Origin of the sequence: Pseudoalteromonas sp. SWYJZ12 (genome assembly GCF_015864395.1) — a bacterium.
Lineage (GTDB): Bacteria > Pseudomonadota > Gammaproteobacteria > Enterobacterales > Alteromonadaceae > Pseudoalteromonas > Pseudoalteromonas arctica.
On record NZ_JADYXH010000007.1, the window covers coordinates 131,759 to 154,627 of the forward strand.

20 protein-coding genes are annotated in these 22,869 nt (G+C 38.6%); 7 read left to right on the forward strand and 13 right to left on the reverse strand.

Annotated features, from left to right (window positions below):
- Window positions 1-30 precede the first annotated feature (30 nt).
- Together I6F42_RS10855 and pmbA are read right to left on the reverse strand one after the other, a co-directional pair.
- Window positions 31-516 (reverse strand): DUF721 domain-containing protein, encoded by a 486-nt coding sequence (locus I6F42_RS10855; protein ID WP_010553818.1) that lies wholly within the window; start codon window positions 514-516, stop codon window positions 31-33.
- A 72-nt stretch (window positions 517-588) separates the two neighbouring features.
- Window positions 589-1,938, reverse strand: a complete 1,350-nt coding sequence (pmbA, locus tag I6F42_RS10860; RefSeq protein ID WP_197152112.1) for a metalloprotease PmbA — start codon at window positions 1,936-1,938, stop codon at window positions 589-591.
- A gap of 144 nt (window positions 1,939-2,082) precedes the next feature.
- On the opposite strand from pmbA, the gene yjgA reads away from it, so the two are divergent.
- Window positions 2,083-2,616, forward strand: coding sequence for a ribosome biogenesis factor YjgA (gene yjgA / locus I6F42_RS10865; RefSeq protein ID WP_007582068.1), 534 nt, complete (start codon window positions 2,083-2,085; stop codon window positions 2,614-2,616).
- A gap of 124 nt (window positions 2,617-2,740) precedes the next feature.
- A complete protein-coding gene (gene hemN / locus I6F42_RS10870; RefSeq protein ID WP_197152113.1) occupies window positions 2,741-4,114 on the forward strand; it encodes an oxygen-independent coproporphyrinogen III oxidase in 1,374 nt (457 codons plus the stop codon).
- Between the two features lie 93 nt (window positions 4,115-4,207).
- Here the strand turns inward: hemN and I6F42_RS10875 are convergent, their stop codons facing one another.
- From I6F42_RS10875 to I6F42_RS10885, 3 genes are all read right to left on the reverse strand, one after another.
- Window positions 4,208-4,723 (reverse strand): DUF2489 domain-containing protein, encoded by a 516-nt coding sequence (locus tag I6F42_RS10875; protein WP_010553820.1) that lies wholly within the window; start codon window positions 4,721-4,723, stop codon window positions 4,208-4,210.
- 12 nt (window positions 4,724-4,735) lie between these two features.
- Window positions 4,736-5,332 (reverse strand): Der GTPase-activating protein YihI, encoded by a 597-nt coding sequence (gene yihI, locus I6F42_RS10880; RefSeq protein ID WP_076925350.1) that lies wholly within the window; start codon window positions 5,330-5,332, stop codon window positions 4,736-4,738.
- Window positions 5,333-6,084: 752 nt separating this feature from the next.
- Window positions 6,085-6,717: a cytochrome c gene (locus I6F42_RS10885; protein ID WP_024589909.1), complete on the reverse strand. Its 633-nt coding sequence runs from the start codon at window positions 6,715-6,717 to the stop codon at window positions 6,085-6,087.
- 281 nt (window positions 6,718-6,998) lie between these two features.
- Between I6F42_RS10885 and yihA the strand changes: the two genes are divergently transcribed.
- Window positions 6,999-7,667: a ribosome biogenesis GTP-binding protein YihA/YsxC gene (yihA, locus tag I6F42_RS10890; RefSeq protein ID WP_007377272.1), complete on the forward strand. Its 669-nt coding sequence runs from the start codon at window positions 6,999-7,001 to the stop codon at window positions 7,665-7,667.
- Between the two features lie 9 nt (window positions 7,668-7,676).
- On the opposite strand, the gene I6F42_RS10895 is transcribed toward yihA, so the two are convergent.
- From I6F42_RS10895 to polA, 3 genes are all read right to left on the reverse strand, one after another.
- Window positions 7,677-8,195, reverse strand: coding sequence for a DUF1285 domain-containing protein (locus I6F42_RS10895; protein WP_010553821.1), 519 nt, complete (start codon window positions 8,193-8,195; stop codon window positions 7,677-7,679).
- Complete coding sequence (locus tag I6F42_RS10900) at window positions 8,192-8,779, reverse strand: YceI family protein (protein ID WP_007582084.1); 588 nt, start codon at window positions 8,777-8,779, stop codon at window positions 8,192-8,194. The genes I6F42_RS10895 and I6F42_RS10900 overlap by 4 nt, the downstream gene beginning before the upstream one ends.
- Before the next feature lie 490 nt (window positions 8,780-9,269).
- Window positions 9,270-12,005 carry a DNA polymerase I gene (gene polA / locus I6F42_RS10905; protein ID WP_197152114.1) on the reverse strand — a complete coding sequence of 912 codons (2,736 nt, stop codon included), beginning with the start codon at window positions 12,003-12,005 and terminating at the stop codon, window positions 9,270-9,272.
- A gap of 524 nt (window positions 12,006-12,529) precedes the next feature.
- Here polA and elbB point away from each other — a divergent pair.
- From elbB to I6F42_RS10920, 3 genes are all read left to right on the forward strand, one after another.
- Window positions 12,530-13,177, forward strand: coding sequence for an isoprenoid biosynthesis glyoxalase ElbB (gene elbB, locus I6F42_RS10910; RefSeq protein WP_165721243.1), 648 nt, complete (start codon window positions 12,530-12,532; stop codon window positions 13,175-13,177).
- A 226-nt stretch (window positions 13,178-13,403) separates the two neighbouring features.
- Window positions 13,404-13,799, forward strand: coding sequence for a cytochrome c5 family protein (locus tag I6F42_RS10915; protein WP_007582093.1), 396 nt, complete (start codon window positions 13,404-13,406; stop codon window positions 13,797-13,799).
- 164 nt (window positions 13,800-13,963) lie between these two features.
- The gene (locus I6F42_RS10920) at window positions 13,964-16,528 is read left to right on the forward strand and encodes a diguanylate cyclase domain-containing protein (RefSeq protein WP_007582095.1); all 2,565 of its coding nucleotides are present in this window, start codon (window positions 13,964-13,966) and stop codon (window positions 16,526-16,528) included.
- Between the two features lie 15 nt (window positions 16,529-16,543).
- Here I6F42_RS10920 and rep read toward each other — a convergent pair whose 3' ends face one another.
- Window positions 16,544-18,562 (reverse strand): DNA helicase Rep, encoded by a 2,019-nt coding sequence (rep, locus tag I6F42_RS10925; protein ID WP_024605304.1) that lies wholly within the window; start codon window positions 18,560-18,562, stop codon window positions 16,544-16,546.
- A 162-nt stretch (window positions 18,563-18,724) separates the two neighbouring features.
- Here rep and I6F42_RS10930 point away from each other — a divergent pair, with 162 nt between their 5' ends.
- Complete coding sequence (locus I6F42_RS10930) at window positions 18,725-18,988, forward strand: accessory factor UbiK family protein (protein ID WP_007582099.1); 264 nt, start codon at window positions 18,725-18,727, stop codon at window positions 18,986-18,988.
- A 217-nt stretch (window positions 18,989-19,205) separates the two neighbouring features.
- Here I6F42_RS10930 and I6F42_RS10935 read toward each other — a convergent pair whose 3' ends face one another.
- The 4 genes from I6F42_RS10935 to I6F42_RS10950 form a co-directional block, all read right to left on the reverse strand.
- Window positions 19,206-19,850: an NAD(P)H-binding protein gene (locus tag I6F42_RS10935; RefSeq protein ID WP_121954626.1), complete on the reverse strand. Its 645-nt coding sequence runs from the start codon at window positions 19,848-19,850 to the stop codon at window positions 19,206-19,208.
- Between the two features lie 4 nt (window positions 19,851-19,854).
- Window positions 19,855-20,517, reverse strand: a complete 663-nt coding sequence (gene can / locus I6F42_RS10940) for a carbonate dehydratase (protein ID WP_197152115.1) — start codon at window positions 20,515-20,517, stop codon at window positions 19,855-19,857.
- Between the two features lie 30 nt (window positions 20,518-20,547).
- Window positions 20,548-21,723, reverse strand: coding sequence for a methyltransferase (locus I6F42_RS10945; RefSeq protein ID WP_197152116.1), 1,176 nt, complete (start codon window positions 21,721-21,723; stop codon window positions 20,548-20,550).
- A 61-nt stretch (window positions 21,724-21,784) separates the two neighbouring features.
- The gene (locus I6F42_RS10950; RefSeq protein WP_024594413.1) at window positions 21,785-22,819 is read right to left on the reverse strand and encodes an ABC transporter substrate-binding protein; all 1,035 of its coding nucleotides are present in this window, start codon (window positions 22,817-22,819) and stop codon (window positions 21,785-21,787) included.
- Between the last annotated feature and the right edge of the window lie 50 nt (window positions 22,820-22,869).

Sequence of the window (22,869 nt, forward strand, 5' to 3'; positions counted from 1 at the left end):
TAGCCCCACCAATAACAAGATGGTGAGTAGTTAATACTTACTTTTATTTTTTCCGTGAAGCGCTAAACGCTCTAGTTTTTCTTTTAAAGAAGGGGGTGCAGAAGATGCTATCGCGTTTAAGTAATCAGCTGTTTGCTCACTCATTTTACGTGAGTTGGTAACTGCAGGACTGCCCGACTTATTCGCTGTACTTAATCTCTGAGTTGCTTGAGGATTTGCAGTTATTTTTATTTGCCCGAGCTCTGCCATTCCGGCAGCTCTAAAATGTGAAAGCATATCCATTTTTAAATAATTAAGCCTAAGCGCGATAGGTGCAGATACCGCCTCTATCATTAGCGTGCCGTCTCGGTAATTACTGACTCGGCATTTATCACCCAACTTAGGACCCAAAAAATCTTTTAATAGGGTTTGCTGTGTATCAAGTGCTTGGCTTTTGCCTGCATAAGCTGATAAACGATTATTTAACCCCGCCATAATATCGGTTAGCGGTTTTGGTGCATATCTATCTTTAGCCATTTTACACCTCGTAAAAGCTCACTTAGACCCAGAGATAATACTCTAGGTCTAAGTATACACTGCGTATTAATACTATGCGCCGGCTATTTGCATTTGCTCTATTAATACTGAGCCAGTTTGAATACCACCACGGCGTTCTATGTCACCACCAATAGCAGATATGCCTTTAAACATATCTTTTAAATTACCAGCAATGGTAATTTCGCTTACAGGATATTGAATTTCACCATTTTCAACCCAAAAACCAGCAGCACCACGAGAGTAATCACCCGTTACGGTATTTACGCCCTGCCCCATTAGCTCTGTAACTAATAAGCCGGTGCCCATCATTTTTAATAGTGCAGTTAAATCGTTATGAGTTTGCTCAACAAGCCAGTTATGTATACCGCCAGCATGCCCTGTTGGGGTCATATTCATTTTACGCGCGGCATAACTTGCTAATAAATAAGTTTGTAGCTCGCCGCCTTGAATAATTTCCCTATCGAATGTTTTAACACCTTCGCTATCAAACGGTGACGACGCCAACCCTTTTAAAATATGTGGGCGCTCGGCAATATTCACACAATTACTAAATACTTGTGTGCCTAAGCTATCAAGTAAAAAACTTGATTTACGATAAAGCGCACCACCACCAATTGCCGACACTAAGTGACCAAACAATGAATTTGCAATATCGGCTCTAAAAATAACAGGCACTTTCATTGTGCCTAACTTTCGGCTATTTAATTTAGCCAATGTTTCAGCTGCTGCTTCAAGCCCAACTGCCGCTGCGTCATTTAAACCCGCTTGGTCGCGTGCAACAGTATAAGCAGAGTCGCGTTGCATCTGCTCACCATCTTGACCAATTACCATCGTACTAATGCTATGACGAGTGCGTGGAAAGCCAGTTATCAAACCATGGCTGTTACCATAAACACGTAATCCTTGGTGAGATGAAAAACTCGCACCATCAGAGTTAACAATGCGCTCATCTGCGTTTAATGCAGCTTGCTCAGCAGCATGACAAAGCTCAATACCTTCCTCAGGGCTTACATCCCAAGGATGGTATAAATCTAAATCTTTAGGATTAAATTCAAGTAACTCTTTATCAGCAACGCCGTTAAATGGGTCATCCGATGTAAATTTGGCTATATCAATCGCTTTTTCGACTACCATGCGCAATGTTTTTGGATTTAAATCAGCGGTTGACGCCGAACCTTTATTATTACCAACGTATACACTAATGCCTAAGCCGCCGTCTTGGTTAAACTCAATGGTTTCTACTTCACCCATTCGTGTACTAACCGATAAACCAGACGTGCTAGACATAGCCGCTTCTGCAGCTGTTGCGCCTAATTTTTTGGCATGTTCGAGTACTTCTGCTACCGCATCTTTAACTTGCGATATTTGAGAATAAATTGGATCGTTTTGTTGGCTTTTCATAAATTAAGTCCTGAGCCTTAGAGGCATAATGCACGCATTTCTTATATTTAAATGCTAACACACTCAATGCATCACATCAGCTAATATTCCTAAGTATCATATTCATGTATAATGGCAAAAGTTATTTTTATTTAAGAGCACCCCATGGCAAAGAAAAAAGGCAAGCCTGCTGAAATTGAAGAAGAAATTGAATATGTATCAAGAACGGAGCTTAAGCGCGAAGCGCAAGAGTTTCATCAGTTAGGTACTGAAATTGCCAAAATGGGTAAAAAACAGCGCGAACGCCTGCCATTAAATGACGATTTAAAAGCGGCAATGGTTGTTGCTGATAAAATAAGTAATAAAAGTGACGCGTACCGCCGTCACTTAAACTACATCGCTAAAACGTTGCGTACTGTAGAAAACATTGACGCTATTAGAGCGATTATCGATGTAATGCTTAATAAAAATAACCAAGCTGAAGTATTGGTCAAAAAAATTGAGCAATTACGTTCAGACCTAATTGAACAAGGTGATGACCTTATCAATGAGACTATTGAACAGTTTCCGTCTCTTGATCGTCAGCAAATGCGTCAATTGGTTCGTAATGCGGCGAAAGAAGCGAAAGCTGAAAAGCCGGGTAAAGGTTATAAAGAGTTATTTCAATATCTCAAAGATGCCCATACTGTTACGTATTAATTAGACCGCATTAATTGATATTTTATTAAAAAAGGTGCTTCGGCACCTTTTTTGTTATAGATCAAACCGCCTCACTGCGTACTTTTTTATAATCACCCCCTAAATAAATACTTAGGTGCGCGTGATGATTAAACTTCCACAATGGGATCAAACCCTAATAAACAAATATAATGTGTCTGGCCCGCGTTATACCTCGTATCCCACAGCTCTATCACTGCGTGATGGATATCAACAACAAGACCTACTTAGCGCTGTAGAATCATCAACGAGCCGTTCACTTTCTCTATATATTCATATCCCGTTTTGTAGTCAGCTTTGCTACTACTGTGGCTGTAATAAAATAATTACCCGCCATCAATCTAAGGCAGATACGTATCTCGACTTTTTAGCAAAAGAAATTACTGCCCAAGCGCCTTTATTTAAAAGCTACACGGTTGAGCAATTACATTTAGGTGGCGGTACTCCCACCTTTTTAACCGCAAAACAAATGACTCGTCTAATTAAGCTTTTAGAGCAGCACTTTAATTTTACAAGCACAACAGAGCGCGGCATTGAAATAGACCCACGCTCACTTGCCGATAATATGCTTGTTGATTTAAGGATGCTTGGCTTTAACCGTGTCTCATTTGGGATTCAAGACTTTAACGACGACGTGCAACTTGCTGTTAATCGCCCGCAAAATGCAGATACGGTCAAGCAATTAATTACACAAGCTCGCGAGCTGGGATTTCAATCTATTAATGCAGATATGATTTACGGGCTTCCTCTGCAAACGCCAGAGAGCTTTAAGCAAACTATAGAGCAACTTATTGAGTTAAGCCCTGACCGAGTATCGGTGTTTAACTACGCGCATTTACCAGAGCGCTTTGCCGCACAGCGTAAGATTAAAGATGCAGATTTACCCAGTGCACATAATAAACTCACTATGTTTAAAAACACGCTGGAGCAGATGACGCAAGCAGGCTATCAATTTATTGGTATGGACCACTTTGCAAAAACCGATAACGAACTAGCTATTGCGCAAAATGAAGGCAAGTTACATCGTAATTTTCAAGGTTATACAACCCATGGAAATTGTGATTTATTAGGCTTAGGCGTGTCATCAATTTCACAAATTGGCACTGCCATTTTACAAAATCAAAAAGAATTAAAACATTATTACCACAGCATCGAAACACAAATCGGCTGTGCCCTTAATAAAGGTATGCACTTAACGCATGATGATGTAATTCGTGCTGATGCAATTAAGCAGCTCATTTGCCAGTTTGAATTAGATATACAAGACTTTAGCGAAAAGCATGCGCTTATATTTAATGACTACTTTGAGGATGCGTTAATTGCGCTTACGCCGCTTATAAAAGATGAACTAGTCACTATAAATGATAATAAAATTAGCGTAACGCCACGCGGCAACTTATTCATTCGTATTATTTGCATGTGCTTTGACGCTCATTTACAAAAACAAATAAATGCGACGCGTTTTTCACGAGTGATTTAACTGATACTAATTTAATGCAATTAGTATGAAAATTTTTACGCATAAAAAAAGCAGACCAAGGTCTGCTTTTTTTGAGTACTCGAAAAACTAAAGCTAGTTAAAAACTACTTTATCGCTGCCAGGAGCGGCTTTAAACTCGATGATAATTTTAGCGCAATCGGCTTTAACTTCATCTTTAAGTGTTTCTTCAGCTTGCCAGCGAGCTTTATCTAGCTTAAAAATTTCTTTTTTAGCATATTTTTTACGTGCATCGTGTGTCGGCATTTCTTTAACTACCTGGTACATTTTATAAATGCCAGGATATTGTGTCGTTAAATCACGCTCGCTCTCAAAGCCATATTGAGACATAAGTACCCAAATACGTAAACAGCCTTCAGAAAACTCACACTGCTCTTCATTCATTGCACGCGCAATTAAATGAATACTATCGGCTAGTTTGGCATTTCGCTTTAAACGCGACTTCTCAAGCTTTTGCTTTTGTTCAGCCTGCGTTTTAGCAATTAACTTTTTTTGCGCATTTAACTTATACAGCAACTGACCCGCATAAAATGCCAGACCAACTATTATAGCAGCGCCTAAAAGTAAGGCTAAAATTACCGCGGTACTCATTATTTATCCTTACTATTTGTCGTCTTCATCTAACCATTCGTTGGCTAAATCGTCAGATAAGTATTGATCGAAATCAGAATTGCCTTTGCTTTCAATATCATCTTCAAGGTCATCTTCAAATTCGTCTTCATCCTCGTCTTCAATACCAAGAATTTCACATAACGCCTGATGGCGAGCAATACGGCTATTAAAGTACTTAGCATCTTTACCAGTTAGCATTTCACCTTCTTCATGACGCTCTACTAATTTAAGTAAACGCTCGTCATTCTCAAGTGCTTCTAGCTCTTGTTCAGGTGTAAATTCAGGCTCGATTACCTTTTTCAGCTCAATAGTTGGCTTTAAGTTGCGTTTCATTTCAACTTTAGGTTCAGGCGCAGTTGCAATTAATGGTACCGGCTTTTTACTGCCTACACGCTTATCTTTAGGCGCGTGACCACCATTATGGCTTTCGCTATCTAGTAAATCTGGCGCGTTACGAGAACCTGGCTTAGCGCCTTTGGTTTTTTTAACTCGCTGCTCTTTTAATGCGCGCATTTCTTTAAGCTTATCTTGGCTTAAACGAACAGGTCCGTTTGCTGGGCTTTTGCGTGACTTTTTAGTTCTACTCATATCTTGATCATCTCACTTAAGAGGTTTTGAGCGAAGCGCAAATTAATGGGCATCGCAGTGCTGGCCTAGCCAGAAGAATTCAGTTTGCGCTTAGAGGTTGGGTCTCTCATTTAAAAGCGCCTTAGCTAATTAATCGCTAATTTTAAACGGTGGGTATTGTAACAGGACAAATAAAAAGGCGGTAGAGAAAACATCTCTACCGCCTGCTAATCTGAGCGCCATTATCTGGACACTTCTCCCTTCGACTTTTTTTAGTCTTTATTATTTTTATTATTATCAGTCCGTATTGTTATTATTTTTACGTTCCTTGTTACATTCCATTTTGTTTTTATTATTAAACTTCCATGAGTTTTTTATTATTTTCGGTCATCCTGACACTTTTTTATTATTTCCTTTAGTAGCACTAATCTTATGCTATGTAGTCATGCCGCGTTACTTTCCTTGATAGTTATTTCCGTTTTGTTATTGTTGTTTTGCGACAGTGGTTAATTTACTCGTTAATGATTTTGTTACAACTGGTTTATATAACTTTTATTATCTTTATTACATTGAGATATAAAAATAAACATAAATTACAATAAGTTAATCAATAATCAAAAATAAAAAGAAGACTTTTCTTACAGCCAGACATGGTCAATGTCTTACATTGAAACGGACGATATCGTTAATTTTTGACACAAAAAAAGCAGCCTGGGCTGCTTTTTTTAACACATTGTAGTTTATTTATTATTAACTGCTAAATAAATACGACTTTAGTGTAAGCCACCTAAATACTGAGAAAGTACTTCGATGTCTTTATCTGTTAATTTTTTTGCAATATCGCCCATCATGCCATTTAAGTCATTATGACGAGTACCATCACGGAATTTTTCAAGTTGAGCCTTGATATATCCTGGATGCTGAAAAGAAATTTTTGGAAACTTAGCAAGTGACGAGCCATTACCACGTGGGCCATGACATGCTGCACATGATGGAATTCCACGTTCTGCATCGCCTGCTTTAAAAAGCATCTCGCCAACTTCAACAACATCTTTAGGTGTAGCACCTTCAGACATGTTCATTGAAGAAAAATAAGCAGCTAGATCTTTCATGTCTTGCTCGCTAAGTGGCATAGCCATAGCGCTCATTACTGGATCCATACGCCCTTCTTTGCCGCCTGACGTCATACCTAATTTTAAATCCTGAAGTTGCTTAAGGATATAATCTGGATGTTGACCTGCAATTTTAGGGTAAATATTAACCGGCGCATTACCGTCTGGGCCGTGACAAGCCGCACACGTTGCTGATTTTTCTTTACCTGCGTTTACATCGCCATCAAATGCTGTTGCGTTGCTTGCTGACAACGCACCAAGCAATATTGTTAAAGATAGTGCTATTTTTTTCATGGTGAATTCTCTGTTTCCGACCCTGTATCATCTACAATCGTGATGTTGTAATACATATATTCTACACGATAATAAATTCTCTGGCACGTTTTCTACACATATTAAGCTTATAATTTACAGGGTTTTGACTTAGATTAAGCTTTAACATGTTTTAAATGTACCATAGGTGCTGTTTTTAGGTGGTTAAATACGCTTTTTAATACATCCTTTATAGTATAAAATACGCGCCCTGAGTGAATTTGGTTTACTCAACGTTATTTATTTAAGTTTTAGGAGAGCCTGTGCTCAAATCTCGTATCAAATATAATACTGCGTCTTTCGTAACAAGCGCTCCCGACATTACTAAATTACCTGCTGATACGGGAATTGAAGTTGCGTTTGCCGGTCGCTCCAACGCAGGTAAGTCGAGTGCATTAAATGCATTAACCGATCAGAAGCTAGCACGTACAAGTAAAACACCTGGACGTACTCAGCTAATCAATACATTCGATTTAGCTGATGTTGACGATATGCGCCTTATCGATTTACCAGGCTATGGTTTTGCTAAAGTACCAATCGAAATGAAAAAGAAATGGCAAAAATCGCTAGGTGAATACCTACAAAAGCGTCAAAGCTTAAAAGGTATTGTTATTTTAATGGATATTCGTCATCCATTAAAAGATTTAGACCGCGATTTAATTAATTGGGCTATTGGTAGTGAAATTCCAGTATTGGCACTATTAACTAAAGCCGATAAATTAAAGCAAGGCCCTCGTAAATCACAAGTACTGCAAGTTCGTCGTGAATTAAGCACACTTGATGGGGATATTACAGTTCATGCATTTTCATCATTAAAAGGCACGGGTTTACCAGAAGTAGCTAAAAAACTAGATGAATGGTTTTTAGGTCCTGTTATTGCTGTACCACCTACCGATGAGACAATAACAGACGAAACAAACCCAGAGGCTTAAATGCTGGCGTTACGATAAATAAAACTGCTTTCCTGCAGATTTAATAAAATAGCCGAGTTTATCAGACTCGGCTTTTTCAGCCCACTGATAATATACGCTTCGCGCAACACGCGCACTACAGCCATAAGGTAGCTTTAGATAAGGTACTTTTGACCCTTTATAGTCTTTTATAACTAAAGGCTGCTGAGCGCTCACCAACCACTGCCTAGCTAAATTATCAATACAACACAACACCTGCCCTTGCACTGTATTTTCAAAACGCCAATCAACAATAATAAACGGCGCATCATCAACCGTTATTGTTATTTTTTCGACAGGTGTTTTTAAATAAAATTGCTCACCTTCTTTACATAGAACAGAAGCAAACAGCTTCACCATGGCTGGGCGTGTTATTTCGCTGCCATCGTAAAACCATTTCCCCTCATGATTAATGACAATTGGTAGTTCACCACAATGATTAGGCTGCCAACTATCAAAAGGTTTGCTTGGCTCGCTTAATTGCTTGCTAAGCTCACTTAAAGAAATCACTGTTTTTTAAGTGTAATTGCAAATGTAACAGGCACTGCTGTTGCAATTGAAGGTAAGCCCGCTAGCTCTTGCAGCTTTTTAACGCCTTCAGTTACACCAAAATCATCACTATTAATAATAATAGGTGTTAATGATGATACCGTTAAATCACCACTTTGCGTGCTGTTAACGAGTACATCAATTGCCAATGGCTTTTTATTACCGTGAAAATCAAGCTCAGCTTTAATACCCTTCAATACATATTGACCAGGCTTTTTAATATTGCTCAGTTCTTTAGTTAAATTTGCAGTTAAAACAGCATTTGGAAATTTAGCCGCTTCGAATAAAAATGTCGTTAAACGCTCATTACGAATAGGAATTAGAGTTTCGGCTGATGTTAAATCAACATTAACGCTAAACTCGCCTTTATCAGAAAGCATACCTTCAAGGTTAGTAAAATGGTGAGCTTCAGCAATCGAATCTTTTTTAATTGAAACAAAGCTTAGTTGGCTTTTATCATTCACTAGCTGCCAATTGGCCTGAGCAACATTAGAAATAACTAAACTTGATAAAGAAAAACCTGCAATAGCTAATGCTTTAAACATAACGCACTCCTTAGTAATAAAATGAAAAGAATAAAAATAATATCACTTCGATGGTATCACCTGCGATGTACCCAAACCACCTCGAAATGACGAATGAATAATACAATTGGTATAGCGCAATAAAGAATTAATTAGATAGGATTTTCAGGCGTAAAACAAAAAACGGCCCACCAAACAAGTTGGTAGGCCGGTATAGCAAACTGGGGAGAAGCTATCAATTTGTTGCACCCTTTCAGATGCATCATCAACAGGATGTCCTACAGGATAGGACAGGCGGGACTTTAACAAAAGCACGCATTAAAATACAATCATATTCCTGTAAAACAGCTCGAATTGACGAACATATAACTATTTAATACAAATAGTTGCTTAAATTAACCTTATTTTAACTAAAGCTTGCATATACCTGATTGAATCACTGTTATTCGCCATTTTTATTAAACATAAAAAAAGCGCCAAAAGGCGCTTTAATTAAAATGCTCAAATTACATTAATGGGCTTGTTCCCAGTTGTCACCTTCATCAGCTTCAACTATAAGTGGTACATCTAGCGCAGCAGCTTGCGACATCAGTTCACAGATGTGTTTTGTGTATTGTGGTGCGCAGTCTGTTTTGATTTCAAATACTAATTCATCGTGCACTTGCATAAGCAGCTTAATTGTATTTGGCGCTTGTTCGTGTACCCAGCGGTTAACGCTCAGCATTGCCTTTTTAATAATATCGGCGGCAGTACCTTGCATTGGTGCGTTTATAGCAGCACGTTCGGCTCCTTTTCTGCGCGCCCCATTACGTGCGTTTATTTCTGGTAAATGTAGGCGACGACCAAATATTGTTTCAACGTAGCCATTTTCAGCTGCTTTTTCGCGTGTTGTTTCCATGTACTCTAATACACCGGGAAAACGCTCAAAGTATTTATCTATGTAATGCTGCGCTTCGTGGCGTGGCACATCTAGCTGACGTGCTAAACCAAATGCCGACATACCGTAAATTAAGCCAAAGTTTACTGCTTTCGCCTTACGGCGCATATCGGTAGTTACATCATCAAGCTCTACACCAAATACTTCAGCGGCAGTTGCACTATGTACATCTAAGCCGTTAGCAAATGCATTTAATAGACCTTTGTCTTGTGAAAGATGCGCCATAATACGCAGCTCAATTTGACTGTAATCGGCAGCAACAATTTTATAACCATCTGCGGCTATAAACGCTTCACGAATACGACGTCCTTCTTCTGAACGAATAGGAATATTTTGTAAATTAGGATCAGTTGAACTCAAGCGCCCCGTAGCCGTAATTGCCTGATGATAAGACGTATGTACACGCTGGGTTTTCTCATTCACCATTAATGGTAATTTATCGGTATAAGTTGATTTAAGCTTTGATAAACCACGGTGCTCTATAATTACTTTAGGTAGCGGATAATCATGAGCAAGTTCTTGCAGTACTTCTTCTGCGGTAGAAGGTGCACCTTTAGGCGTTTTTTTAATAATAGGCAGCCCAAGCTTTTCAAACAACAGTACTTGTAGCTGTTTTGGAGAACTTAAGTTAAATGGTTCGCCTGCTATTTCAAACGCTTCTTTTTCAAGCTCAATTAAACGCTCGCCTAAACGCATGCTGTGTGCTGCAAGCATATTGCTATCTATCGCAACACCGGTGCGTTCAATATCAGAAATCACACTAATAAGTGGCATTTCTATATCTTCAAATACCGATTTTAGCTTTTCATCAGCTGCTATTTTTGGCCAAAGCACTTCGTGTAAACGCAAAGTAATATCGGCATCTTCAGCGGCGTAAGGCGCTGCTTTTTCAAGTTCAATTTGGTTAAAGGTAAGTTGCTTTTTACCTTTGCCAGCAATATCTTCAAAGCTAATATTTTTATGACCTAGGTATTTAAGTGCTAGCGAGTCCATATCGTGACGCGTGCCTACACTATTAAATACATACGACTCAAGCATAGTGTCAAACTTAATACCATTTAGCGCAAAACCTGCATTCGCTAATACGCTTTTGTCATATTTAAGATTTTGCCCTACTTTAGCTTTGTTTTCATCTGCCAAAATGGGACCTAGCTTTTGCATTACAAATTCAAGGCTTAATTGCTCAGGCGCACCTGGGTAGTCATGCGCTACCGGTAAATACACAGCTTCACCCGATTTTACGGCAAAGCTCATACCCACCAATTGCGCTTTCATGTAATCAAGGCTGGTTGTTTCAGTATCAAATGCAAATAACTCAGCACTATTTAATTGCTCTATTAGCGTATCAAATTGCACTTGCGTTAAAATAGTTTCGTAATGAGCATCTTCTACTTTTGGTAATTCAGTAGCTTCGGTAGGTACAGCTAAATGTGTTTCAGCATCTTTAGGATTATCAAGTAATTCAGCTAACCAACGACGGAATTCGCACTCACCATATAATGCAATTAATTCGTCTTTGTTAGGCTCTTGAAGTTTGAATGTATCAAGATCAGATTCAACTTCAACATCACACTTAATTGTCGCAAGTTCGTAGCTTAAAGGCAGATGATCAAGAGCAATTGCTAACTTTTCGCCTATTTTACCTTTAATCTCACTGGCGTGATCCATTACACCTTGAAGAGAACCATATTTTTCTAACCATTTAACTGCAGTTTTAGGACCACAACCTTCAACACCCGGAATATTATCGACCTTATCACCCATTAATGCTAAGTAATCAATAATAAGTTCAGGGCCTACACCAAACTTTTCAACCACGGTAACGGGATCTGAAATACTGTCAGTCATCGTGTTTATTAGCGTAACGTGTTCATTAACAAGCTGTGCCATGTCTTTATCGCCAGTAGAGACGAGTACATGTCGTTTTTGCTCTGACGCTATACGTGCAAATGTACCAATAACATCATCAGCTTCAACGCCTTCAATACTAATTAGCGGAAAGCCCATCGCTTTAATAATACTGTGTATTGGTGCTATTTGAGTGCGTAAGTCATCCGGCATAGGCGGACGATTTGCCTTATACTCGCTATACATATCGTTACGGAACGTTTTACCTTTAGCATCAAATATAACCACCATATGTGAGGGATCGTATTGTCTGATCAAGCTTTTAAGCATGTTGATCACGCCATAAATAGCGCCCGTAGCTTCACCTTTAGAATTAGTTAAATGCGGCGGAGAATGATAAGCACGAAATAAATATGACGAGCCATCAACTAAAATAAGTGGGTTTTCGGGGATCTGAGCCATGGTGAATTTGGATCCTAAATGCAAAAAATTAAGGTAATTATAAGCATGCCATAAGGTAGTAAATAAAACGACAGTGAATTACTGCTTATCGTGTTATTAAAACTATAGCAAGCTGTGGATAAGTGTGTAGATAACAGCCACGAGCTATTCTTCCAAAGCATTATAAAATGCCTAGAAAATACTTTAACTGTATGTTTTAATTTAAAAAAGATAATACGAGGTTCTTTTTTTATTATTTTAAACCAATGTGGAAAAAGGTTTTCTAACGACTGCTTGTGTTGTTATTCACTTTGATTATTCGCGTCCATTTAAATAACCGGAGGAGTATTCTAGCACAATGGATCGAAGATCATAGCGATCCTTTATAATTTTTTTAAAGGCAAAGTGATCGCAAATGGCATAAACCGCAATACAACTTGCATAGAGAATGATTTTTGTACTAAAAATTTATTTTCGCGAGAAATTTTGAGCATGTTAGACTTCATCCGATCGACTTATAAAAAAGACTTTAGGGGCACAAAAGCATGAAAAACGTAGCGGTAATATTAGCAGGGTCTGGTGTGTACGATGGTAGTGAAATTAATGAAGCAATTTTAACTTTATTACATATAGCCAAAAATGGCGCAACGTATCAGTGTTTTGCACCGGATATTGAACAACTTCATACCATTAACCATTTAACGGGCGAAGTAATGCCTGATAAGCGTAATGTATTAACAGAAGCGGCTCGTATTGCACGGGGTGACATTAAATCGCTGCTTGAACTAGACGCAACTCAGTTTGACGCATTAATTGTACCTGGCGGTTTTGGCGCTGCAAAAAACTTATGTGACTTTGCAATTAAAGGCGCAAAAGCAAATATTAATGAAGACGTACTTAATGCTTGTAAATCATTTGCAAAAGAAAATAAGCCTGCTGGTTATATGTGTATTGCACCCGCTTTGATCCCATTTATTTACGATAACGCTGTACTTACGATTGGTAACGATGCAGAGACAGCACAAGCGCTAAGCACATTAGGCGCTAAACATATAAATTGTGCAGTAGATGATGTTGTTATTGATCAGCCAAATAAGCTAGTTACAACCCCAGCTTATATGCTTGCGCAATCAATTATTGAAGCCGATGCAGGGATCGAAAAACTAGTTAGTAGCGTATTATCAATAAATTGATCTTAGGATCTAAAAGTTAATTGTATGACTGTTTGCGCTTATTAAATTGCTTAACAAAAAACAGTAAATAATTAAATTTTATTGCGTTAACGCAAAAAGTAGTCAGTTTTATTAATAAAAACGCCTCTTAGCATTTTATAAATTGGCTCAGAGAGTTATAATCGGTTTAATTTCCGTCATCTTTAATCGTGATTGATCACGTTCAAATCGAAGTGAGCAAGGCAAAATGAAAAAATTAACAGCTGCAGCATTATTAATGCTAGCAACCACTGCATACGCACAGCCATATGATAACTCTATGACTGAAGATGCAATTAAAGCACGTCTCGCGCCGGTTGGTGCTGTATACCTTGAAGGCGATAAAGCTGCTGTAGCAGCGGCGCCTACAGGCCCTCGTTCTGGTGAGCAAGTGTATCAAGGTGCATGTTTTGCATGTCACGGTACTGGTGCACTAGGCGCGCCTAAATCGCCTGACGATTGGGCTCCACGTATAGCTAAAGGTAAAGACACTTTACTTGAGCATGCACTAAATGGCTTTAATGCGATGCCTCCAAAAGGCACCTGTATGGATTGTTCTGATGATGAGATAAGCGCTGCCATCGACTTCATGACATCTAAGTAAATACAGCTGAAATACACAAAAAAGGTTTACTTCGGTAAGCCTTTTTTAATACCTAAAATAGTGTTTCTAGCCAGTATGATAGTACGAATATCAACTTGACGATAAGCGCTAAAAGTGAAAGTATAAGGCTAATAACTATACAATAAAAATAGCCGGTTAGATCATTGGAAGATAAACTCTCAGTATCGAGTAAATTGGCGTATCAAAATAAACGTCTAAAAACATTACTCAATAAATACAAACAATCACATCACTTACAAAATGCGCTGATACAATTATCAGAGCAAGCAAGTACTGTTGCCGAGCTAACCCTACTTTATCCCGCTATCCACGACATTTTACAAAAATATGTGCCGAGTAAAAGTTTTTATGTGGTGCTATTAAATCAATACAGTCAATCGTTAGAACTTTCTTACTTTTCAGATGAAAAAGATGGTATTGCCGTCGCCCTTAACCAATCAAATAGCTTTGATGAAGGCGCCACTGGTTATGTATTTAAACAGGGTAAAACCACATGTTTTACCAAGCAGCAAATGCAAAATGCCGCAGCAGAAGGCTTATTTAAAGCATTAGGCACTCCAGCAGAGCATTGGGTAGGTGTTCCGGTTTACCAAGAACATAATATTATCGGTGTTTTAGCAGCGCAAAGTTACGATACAAAACAAGGCTATAGCTCACAACAAATACAATTACTTGAGTTTATGTCGCTTTATTTAGCAACTGCAATAGAGCGTGTAAAAAAACGAGAGCTCCTTGAGTCAGAAGTTAAAATTCGTACCCGTGCACTCACTCAAAGTAACGACGCGTTAAACCTTGAAATAGAACAACGCAAACGCGCACTTCAACGCCAACAAATTCTGTTTAAAATATCTGAAATAGCAACGCAAGCTAAAAACCTTGATGATGCTTACTTTAAGATACATGAAATAATAAAAACAATTACCTACGCAGAGAACTTATATATTGCACTTTACGATAAAGAGTCTGGCTGGATAAGCTTCCCTTATTGTGTAGATGAATTTAAAGAAAACACACAACCAAGACGCTTTGCTAAAGGTTATAGTGAACTGGTAATAAGCACTGAAGAAACGCAACTTATACACCCGTGTAGAGCAAAAGAATTAATAGAAAGCGGTGTAGTACAAAGAGCTAAGCCTGTACAAAAAGAGCAAATGGCCACTAGTTGGTTAGGCGCTCCACTTAAAACAGCTCAAGGTGTTATCGGCCTTATTGTTTGCCAAGCTTACGATAACAAACATATTTTCAGCCGGGATGATTGCGAGTTAATTACCTTTGTATCTCATCAAATTGCAGCGGTTTTACAAACAAAGCTCACCAATCAAGCGATTGCAAAAAGCCATCAAGAACTCGAATTTAGAGTAAACGAAAAAACCAAAGAACTGCGTCAAACAAATCTGCACTTACAAATGCAAATAGATGAGCGTAAAAAAATAGAGCAGCAGCTTTATCACGACGCACATCACGACTCTCTTACTAGCTTACCTAATCGCAGCCTCTTTTTAACTCAGCTTGAAAAAACACTACAACATTATCAGCGCTTTCCTGAACATAATTTTGCTGTTTTATTTATTGATTTAGATAAGTTTAAAGACATTAACGACCAACTTGGTCACCATGCTGGCGATCAATTTTTAATTAACGTTAGTGAGTTATTTGCCCAGTGTATACGCGAACATGATTTACTAGCACGCTTAGGTGGCGATGAGTTTGTTATTTTATTAACGCACTTAACTGAGCCTCAACAAGCAGAAGATGTCGCTAATCGTATTATCGATTTAATGAAAAAGCCTTTTTTCCTTAAAGGCGAATCACTTCAAAGTGGTGCTAGTATAGGAATAACCTACTCAAAGAAAAGCTATACGCATACGGATGAAATTATTCGTGATGCCGATGCTGCAATGTATCACGCTAAAAACTCCGGAAAAAATCGCTACGAGCTATTTCATCCGCTATTAACGCAATCAATACCTGCGCAGGCACTAAAAGCACAGCATCACCTTGATATATTGCCTATGAGTTTTAGAAGCTCAGAAATAATTACTCTTGATGAACAACATCAGTCTGAATCTTTATTTGAAGCATTTGGTGAACACCCAATACTTGGCTTTACTAGCTTTGATATTTTGAAAAAGTTTGCATCAGATAAAGAACAGCACCTCGAGATAGAGTTACAGTTATTACAACGCGCTTATGCACAAGCAATTACCGCAAATGTAACTATGGCGCTGGTTCCTTGCTCTGGTTTACTACTCGAGGAGCACGAATTTGTTTTATTTACAGATACGCTAAATAAACAACAAGGACATAGCCAGCTCTGTTTGCTATTTGATGAGCAAGAAATTCGTCACGCAAGCGCAACACAAATAGAAAACCTCAAAAAGCTATCACAACTTGGTTATTCAATTGGTTTAAACAATTTCGCTAAAGATCGATGCGAACTTAATTTACTAACCGATATTAATTTTGACTATCTGCTACTTAGCTCGACCTTTAGTAAACGTGTTTTACAACAAGAAAGTTACGATTTTCAGCTACAGGGCGTACTTGCAATTACAAAGCTCAAAGCAATGAAAGTCATTGCTAAAGGCCCATCAATACTTAATTTTAGAGCTTTACTAGACAAGCACGGTTTGGCATTTTTTGTGGGAAAACAACACGCTCTAGTGTGTTCTGAGTTACCTGAAATACAAGCAACCCAGTCTTTATAAAATTAGCCTGAGGTATTACTCAGGCTTTTTAAACATTGCACGAAGGTTAGCGACTCTTGCTTGGCCTTTTTCCATTCGCTCTGCTTGCGTATTTGGCGCCTTTTTATTTTCAAACGCGAGATCGTCCTGCGGTAACTCTTGTACAAATCGGCTTAACTCAGTTTGTGAGGTTTCACCAAATTGACGACGTATTTTTGCATAAGTAAGTGTTAACTCCTGCTGTGCACGAGTAATACCAACATAAGCTAAGCGGCGTTCTTCATCTACGTTATCTTCATCAATACTTACCTGATGCGGAAGTAAACCCTCTTCCATACCCACCATAAATACGTACGGGTACTCTAAGCCCTTAGATGCATGCAGTGTTGATAAGTGCACTGCATCGGTTTCATCTTCTTCTTCGTTACGCTCAAGCATATCGCGAAGGGTTAGCTTGCTAACAACCTCGGCTAATGTCATTGGTTCGTTGTCGGCATCACCGGTCAACATATCGGTGATCCAACGATACAGCTCTGATACGTTTTTCATACGCATTTCAGCCGCTTTAGCACTCGGTGACGACTCGTACAAATATGCCTCGTAATTAATATTACGCACTAAGTCTTTAACAGCTTCGAGCGTATCACCGCGTACTGCGTTATCAGATAGCTCAACAACCCAGCGTGCAAATCCAGCAAGCGCATTAAAACCACGCCCTTTTAGTCTGTAGCCTAAATCGTTATCAAAACAGGTAGCAAATAAGCTCGCGTGTTTTTCGTTAGCAAGCGTACCAAGCTTTTCAAGTGTAACCGTGCCTATTTCGCGTCGCGGTGTATTTACGATACGTAAAAATGCATTGTCATCATCTTGATTAACTAGCAAACGTAAATACGCCATAATATCTTTAATTTCCGAACGAGCGAAAAACGACATACCGCCACTAATTTTATAAGGGATACGGTTACTCATTAATGATTTTTCAAAGCCACGTGCTTGATGATTACCACGATATAAAATCGCGTAATCTTTATAGCTGGTTCGCTTCATAAACTTATGTGAAATTATTTCAGCAACCACACGCTCAGATTCATGCTCTTCATCGCGGCACCCTATTACTTTAATCGGCTCACCATAACCTAGTTCACTAAATAACTTTTTCTCTATGTCATGTGGGTTATTCGCAATTAAAATGTTAGCCGCTTTTAGTATTCGCCCTGCACTTCGATAGTTTTGCTCAAGCTTTATAAGTCTAAGCCCTGGGTAGTCTTTACCTAATAACACTAAGTTTTGCGGGCGAGCACCACGCCATGAGTAAATTGATTGATCGTCATCACCTACCACAGTAAAACGGGCACGCTCGCCTACTAGCAATTTAACAAGTTGATATTGGCTTGTATTGGTATCTTGATACTCATCCACCAGCAAGTATTTAAAGCGTTGCTGCCAGCGCTCACGGGAAGTGGCATTATTAGTAAGTAGCAAGGTAGGGATCATAATTAAATCATCAAAATCCAGTGCGTTATAAGCACGTAGCTGATTTTGGTAGCGAGCATACAGCTGTGCAAACAATGCCTTTTGCGCATCACGCGCTTCGCGTATTGCTTGCTCTGGCAGTACTAATTCATTTTTCCAACTACCAATTTCCATTTTAAGTAGTTTGAGTAAGTCCTTGTCTTTTTTTAGCTCATCTTCGGTGAGCTCACTTAGAAGCTGATTGGTATCTTGATCATCAAATAACGAAAAGCCGGGTTTAAACCCTAATGTGCTTAACTCTTTTTTTATTATTTCTAAACCGAGTGTATGAAACGTTGATACCCATAAACCTTTAGCGTCTTGCTTTCCGAGCGTTTGCAGTACTCGTTCACGCATTTCTTTGGCTGCTTTATTGGTAAAAGTAACAGCGGCTATATTTCGCGCTTTGTACTCACATTTTTTCACTAAATAAGCGATTTTATTCGTAATAACACGGGTTTTACCAGAGCCTGCGCCTGCGAGTACTAAGCATGGACCACTAATATATTTTACGGCTTCATCTTGTTTAGGATTGAGTTTCATAACGACCAAAGAAATTTAAAAGACGCGCAATTTTAACGTAACCATTACTGCGAGCATAGTAATTGCCTTAATTAATTAAGGTAAAGATGATCATGTGTTAAATACCGTGGGTATAAGGTAATATTAGTTATTATTATTTTAGGCCGCATCGAAGGGACAAATATGATCAACCCAGCAAAACTTGAAGAAATTGCTAAGCAAATTACTAGCAATATGCCACAAGGTGTAAAAAACCTAGCAGAGACACTCGAAGGTAAAACAAAGCAAGTTTTACAAAACAAGCTTGCTGAGATGGATTTTGTGAGCCGTGAAGAATTTGATGTGCAAAGCCAAGTACTTATTCGTACTCGCGAAAAACTAACCGAACTTGAAGCTAAAGTTGCATTGCTTGAGCAACAACTTAGCACTAAAACTGATGCTGAATAATTATACCAATTGCATTAAATTAGTGTTCTATTATAGCGATAAGAAAATAGCTCAATAACAAGGCTAAAATTATGGTACATAGTTGTTCTATATAAATAATTTTTAACGTAGTTAGTGAGTTATTTAATACGCTAGAATGATCATTTTTTTAATAAAATTGGTATTAATTTAGTGTACAAAAAAGGCAGCTTAGGCTGCCTTTTGCGTTTTACTAAGTTTATTCAAATAGCTCATCTAGCACATAATAAAATAACTTAGCCTGCTGCGCTAAACTCACACTCAGCATTTTTTGCGCAACTTGCTCGCCAGTTATTGGTTTGTAACGCTTTAAAAACGGAAGTCGCGTAATAACAGGAAAAATAATACTGCCTATCTTTTCTGCCACTCTAAATTGCTCACGATCACCTAATAATAAAGATGGTTGTAAAATACTTATTTTATCAAAAGGGAGTGCTTTTATATGTTGCTCAAGCTCACCCTTCATTTTCAAATAAGCACTATTACTGTGCGTGTTCGCCCCGCTTGATGACACTAAGCAGTAATGCGTAACACCATTACATGCCGCTAACTGAGCCGCTATAAACTGATAATCAAAATCTACTTTACGCTGAGCTTGTGTAGAGCCCGCCTGTTTACGGGTTGTGCCCAAACACGAAAACAATACGTCACCTTTAAAAAGCTCAACGTATTGAGTTAATTTTTCAAAATCAATAACGTGATTAACTAGCTTTGCGTGTGTAATAGGCAAAGCCCGACGACTTAACGTAACCACTTTGGTATAACGATCGCTCTTAAGTAGCTTATGTAGCAACTCATTACCGACCAAACCTGTAGCACCTATTAATATCGCCGTTTTAGTCATAAATTTATTTATTTTCGCCCACTTTATTAAGTACGTGCTGCACTGCTTTTTTGTAGCTTTGCGTTTCTTCACTCGCGCACGTTACTACAGATTCTAAATCATGAAGATGGCCGTTTTCTAAACCATAAACCCAACCATGAACGCTTAGCTCTTGGCCGCGATCCCACGCATCTTGCACAATGTTAGTACGGCATACATTACGTACTTGCTCAATTACATTTAGCTCAATAAGGCGGCTTAAACGTTCGCTTTCTGGCATTGCATCAAGTTGTTCAAGATGCTTTTCTTTTACATCCCCTACATGGCGTAGCCAATTATCAATAAAGCCAAATTTTGCATTGTTTAAAACGGCTTGTACGCCACCACAGCCATAGTGACCTACTACCATGATATGTTTTACTTTTAAAACCTCTACAGCGTACTGCATAACCGACAAACAGTTATGGTCAGTGTGTACAACCACGTTTGCAACGTTACGATGCACAAATAATTCGCCTGGTAATAAATCAACTATTTGATTAGCAGGTACACGAGAGTCTGAACAACCAATCCATAAATACTCTGGATTTTGTTGCATAGATAAAATTTTAAAAAACTCAGGATCAGCTTCGCTTGTACGTGCAGCCCAACGTTTATTGTTATCGAATAAATTTTTTAACTTTCTCATTGTATCTCTTATTAAGTCGAGGACGGAAATTTAATGGGTATTAGCAAGAATCAAAATATTACGAGGCGTTAACTGCTTTTCACAAAACGTTTTAACGCTTACTTGATAGCCTTGCTGTTGCAAATATAAAGCACGATCGAGCACAAGCCAAACTTCAATTGCTCTTCTGAACACATGTCGAACCAGTTCAACTCGGTCAGTTATTTTTTTTCGAGCAACACCAGTATCTAAATATTTATTATAATCAGTATCTTGAGGTAGGTTTATTGCCTTTTTATCTGCAGCCCATGCACAAAATGATTTAAACGAATCTGAGAATATAGCTTTGTTAACCGAAGGTACGCTTACATAATATTGCTCGCCAGTAATCGATTTTCTAAGTGCATCAAAACCAAGTCGCCATTCTAGTTCTGTTTTACGTACTTTTTCCAGACGAGAAGGCGCTGTAACGGTTTCTTGCAATGCAAGCTTTAAGTCGCGATGCGTTAGGTTAAGCTCACTTTGGTTTGCAACCTCACTCATTACACGGTACTCATTAGCCGTAAATAAATGATAGCAACAAGGTGAAAAGCTAATTTGCTGTACTTTCGCTAAACTTGCTTGGCGCATAAATGCTTGGTGCAAACCACCACATGCGTGTAGCGCTACGGCATGCATATCAGCATTAAAAAATTGAGTGATATCCTCTTTTAATACATCAGCTTGGCTAAAGTGCATTGCCAAGCCTTGTTGCTGTGCACTTTTTTGTCCTTGCTCGCATAAGCTTTGTTGCAGTTCAATACTATGCACATCACTTGCGCCATTAAAAGCAAGCATTCGCCCTAAGTGTCCTTTACCCGCACACCACTCTAAAACTGGTTGCTTAGTATTAGGTAGTGCAGATACAAAATCTTGTAACTGATCAAACTTACGACCTTTAATGCCGTTACTTATCCAAAACGGATAATCAGCTCGAGAGTGTGCAGAGCTAGGTAACTCGCATAACTTTGCAAGTTCATCAAGTTGGTTTATGTGTTGGCTAAAAAATTGGTATAGCTGATTTTGATCATTATCAAGAACGGTTACCTGATCATCAGTTAGTTCGTTAAGTATGCCTTGCAGCTCTGGCCAAGGAATAGTGTCAAAATCAAATGCGGTGCACTGCCAATACTGACGATGGCGCATTAAAAGTGAATCAAGTGCAAAAAATTGCTCAGCTAAAGTCATAACAGCTTAAAAAATAAAAAGACAATTAATTATATCAGCTCAGTGAGCTCTCATTAAGCAGTTATTTTTGGCTAAAAATCAGCCGTAAATACAAAGGTATTGAAATAATACTCACCAAAATAGCTGCTATAAGCATCCATGATAATTGCATCTTTTCAGGCTCTTGGTATTTATAAATAAAGTGAGATTTCACTTCGTCAAATTCGTTTTGCTGTATGCCATATAAGTCAGCTATTAAGCGCCACTTTGCTATCGACATATGCCCTAAACTGGTAGTGGGTGGGGTTATATAACTTTTTAGTACTTCAGCCTCAAAGGCGAGCTGATGAAAGCTCTTACTCGGTGCATAGTTTTGCTGGGTAACTGCAATGGCTTCATCCATATTCATCATTGCATAGCGCCAACCTTTTAGGCTCGCTTGGTAGAATTTTTCGACCGTTTGTGGATTTTGCTTAAGCATGTTTTCGCTGGTAAATAAAATGTCGCTATATACATCCATACCATAACGCTGTGGGCAAACAAGCCGATGAGCTACGCCTTGTTGAGTCATATAATAAGGCTCTGTAGTAACATAAACTTGCATAGCATCTAGCTTGTTTTCAATCCAAGCCTGGTTAAAATTTTCGCCATTGTAAACTTTGAGTTTATCTACATCAACGCCACTGCGTTTAAGCATAATAAGTAGCTCGGTGCCGTCATTTTTGCTCACAGCAGTGATACGTTTATTAACAAAGTCACGAGGGTGAAAAATATCAGACGTGTCTTTTACCATCCAGCAATAAGGTGAAAACTGCAATAAGGCTGCCATTGCAACAAAAGGCTGACCATTAATACGTTGCTGTAAAATACCGGAATGCCCTACACCAAATTGTGCTTCGCCACTGGCCACAGGACCAAAGGTATCAGGTTTCATTGGATTAGCTTGTTTAATAGTTACATCAAGGCCTGCTTCATTATAAAAGCCTTTTTGCTTAGCCATATAGTAGCCAGCAAACTGAAACTGATGTGTCCATTTTAGCTGTAATGTGACTGATTCTTGCGCCGCGATATGGCTGCAAAAAAAGCACAATCCAATGATTAATCCTTTAAATAGCAAATAGGTGTCCTCAAAAAGTATGACGATTACCTGTAACTATATGTAAAACG

Coding starts and splice junctions, on each gene's coding strand:
- polA (WP_197152114.1), bottom strand. CDS start 12,005: ATGGCTCAGATCCCCGAAAACCCACTTATTTTAGTTGATGGCTCGTCA.
- I6F42_RS10855 (WP_010553818.1), bottom strand. CDS start 516: ATGGCTAAAGATAGATATGCACCAAAACCGCTAACCGATATTATGGCG.
- yihI (WP_076925350.1), bottom strand. CDS start 5,332: ATGAGTAGAACTAAAAAGTCACGCAAAAGCCCAGCAAACGGACCTGTT.
- I6F42_RS10935 (WP_121954626.1), bottom strand. CDS start 19,850: ATGACTAAAACGGCGATATTAATAGGTGCTACAGGTTTGGTCGGTAAT.
- yjgA (WP_007582068.1), top strand. CDS start 2,083: ATGGCAAAGAAAAAAGGCAAGCCTGCTGAAATTGAAGAAGAAATTGAA.
- I6F42_RS10885 (WP_024589909.1), bottom strand. CDS start 6,717: ATGAAAAAAATAGCACTATCTTTAACAATATTGCTTGGTGCGTTGTCA.
- hemN (WP_197152113.1), top strand. CDS start 2,741: ATGATTAAACTTCCACAATGGGATCAAACCCTAATAAACAAATATAAT.
- I6F42_RS10915 (WP_007582093.1), top strand. CDS start 13,404: ATGAAAAAATTAACAGCTGCAGCATTATTAATGCTAGCAACCACTGCA.
- I6F42_RS10930 (WP_007582099.1), top strand. CDS start 18,725: ATGATCAACCCAGCAAAACTTGAAGAAATTGCTAAGCAAATTACTAGC.
- elbB (WP_165721243.1), top strand. CDS start 12,530: ATGAAAAACGTAGCGGTAATATTAGCAGGGTCTGGTGTGTACGATGGT.
- I6F42_RS10900 (WP_007582084.1), bottom strand. CDS start 8,779: ATGTTTAAAGCATTAGCTATTGCAGGTTTTTCTTTATCAAGTTTAGTT.
- rep (WP_024605304.1), bottom strand. CDS start 18,562: ATGAAACTCAATCCTAAACAAGATGAAGCCGTAAAATATATTAGTGGT.
- I6F42_RS10875 (WP_010553820.1), bottom strand. CDS start 4,723: ATGAGTACCGCGGTAATTTTAGCCTTACTTTTAGGCGCTGCTATAATA.
- I6F42_RS10945 (WP_197152116.1), bottom strand. CDS start 21,723: ATGACTTTAGCTGAGCAATTTTTTGCACTTGATTCACTTTTAATGCGC.
- can (WP_197152115.1), bottom strand. CDS start 20,517: ATGAGAAAGTTAAAAAATTTATTCGATAACAATAAACGTTGGGCTGCA.
- pmbA (WP_197152112.1), bottom strand. CDS start 1,938: ATGAAAAGCCAACAAAACGATCCAATTTATTCTCAAATATCGCAAGTT.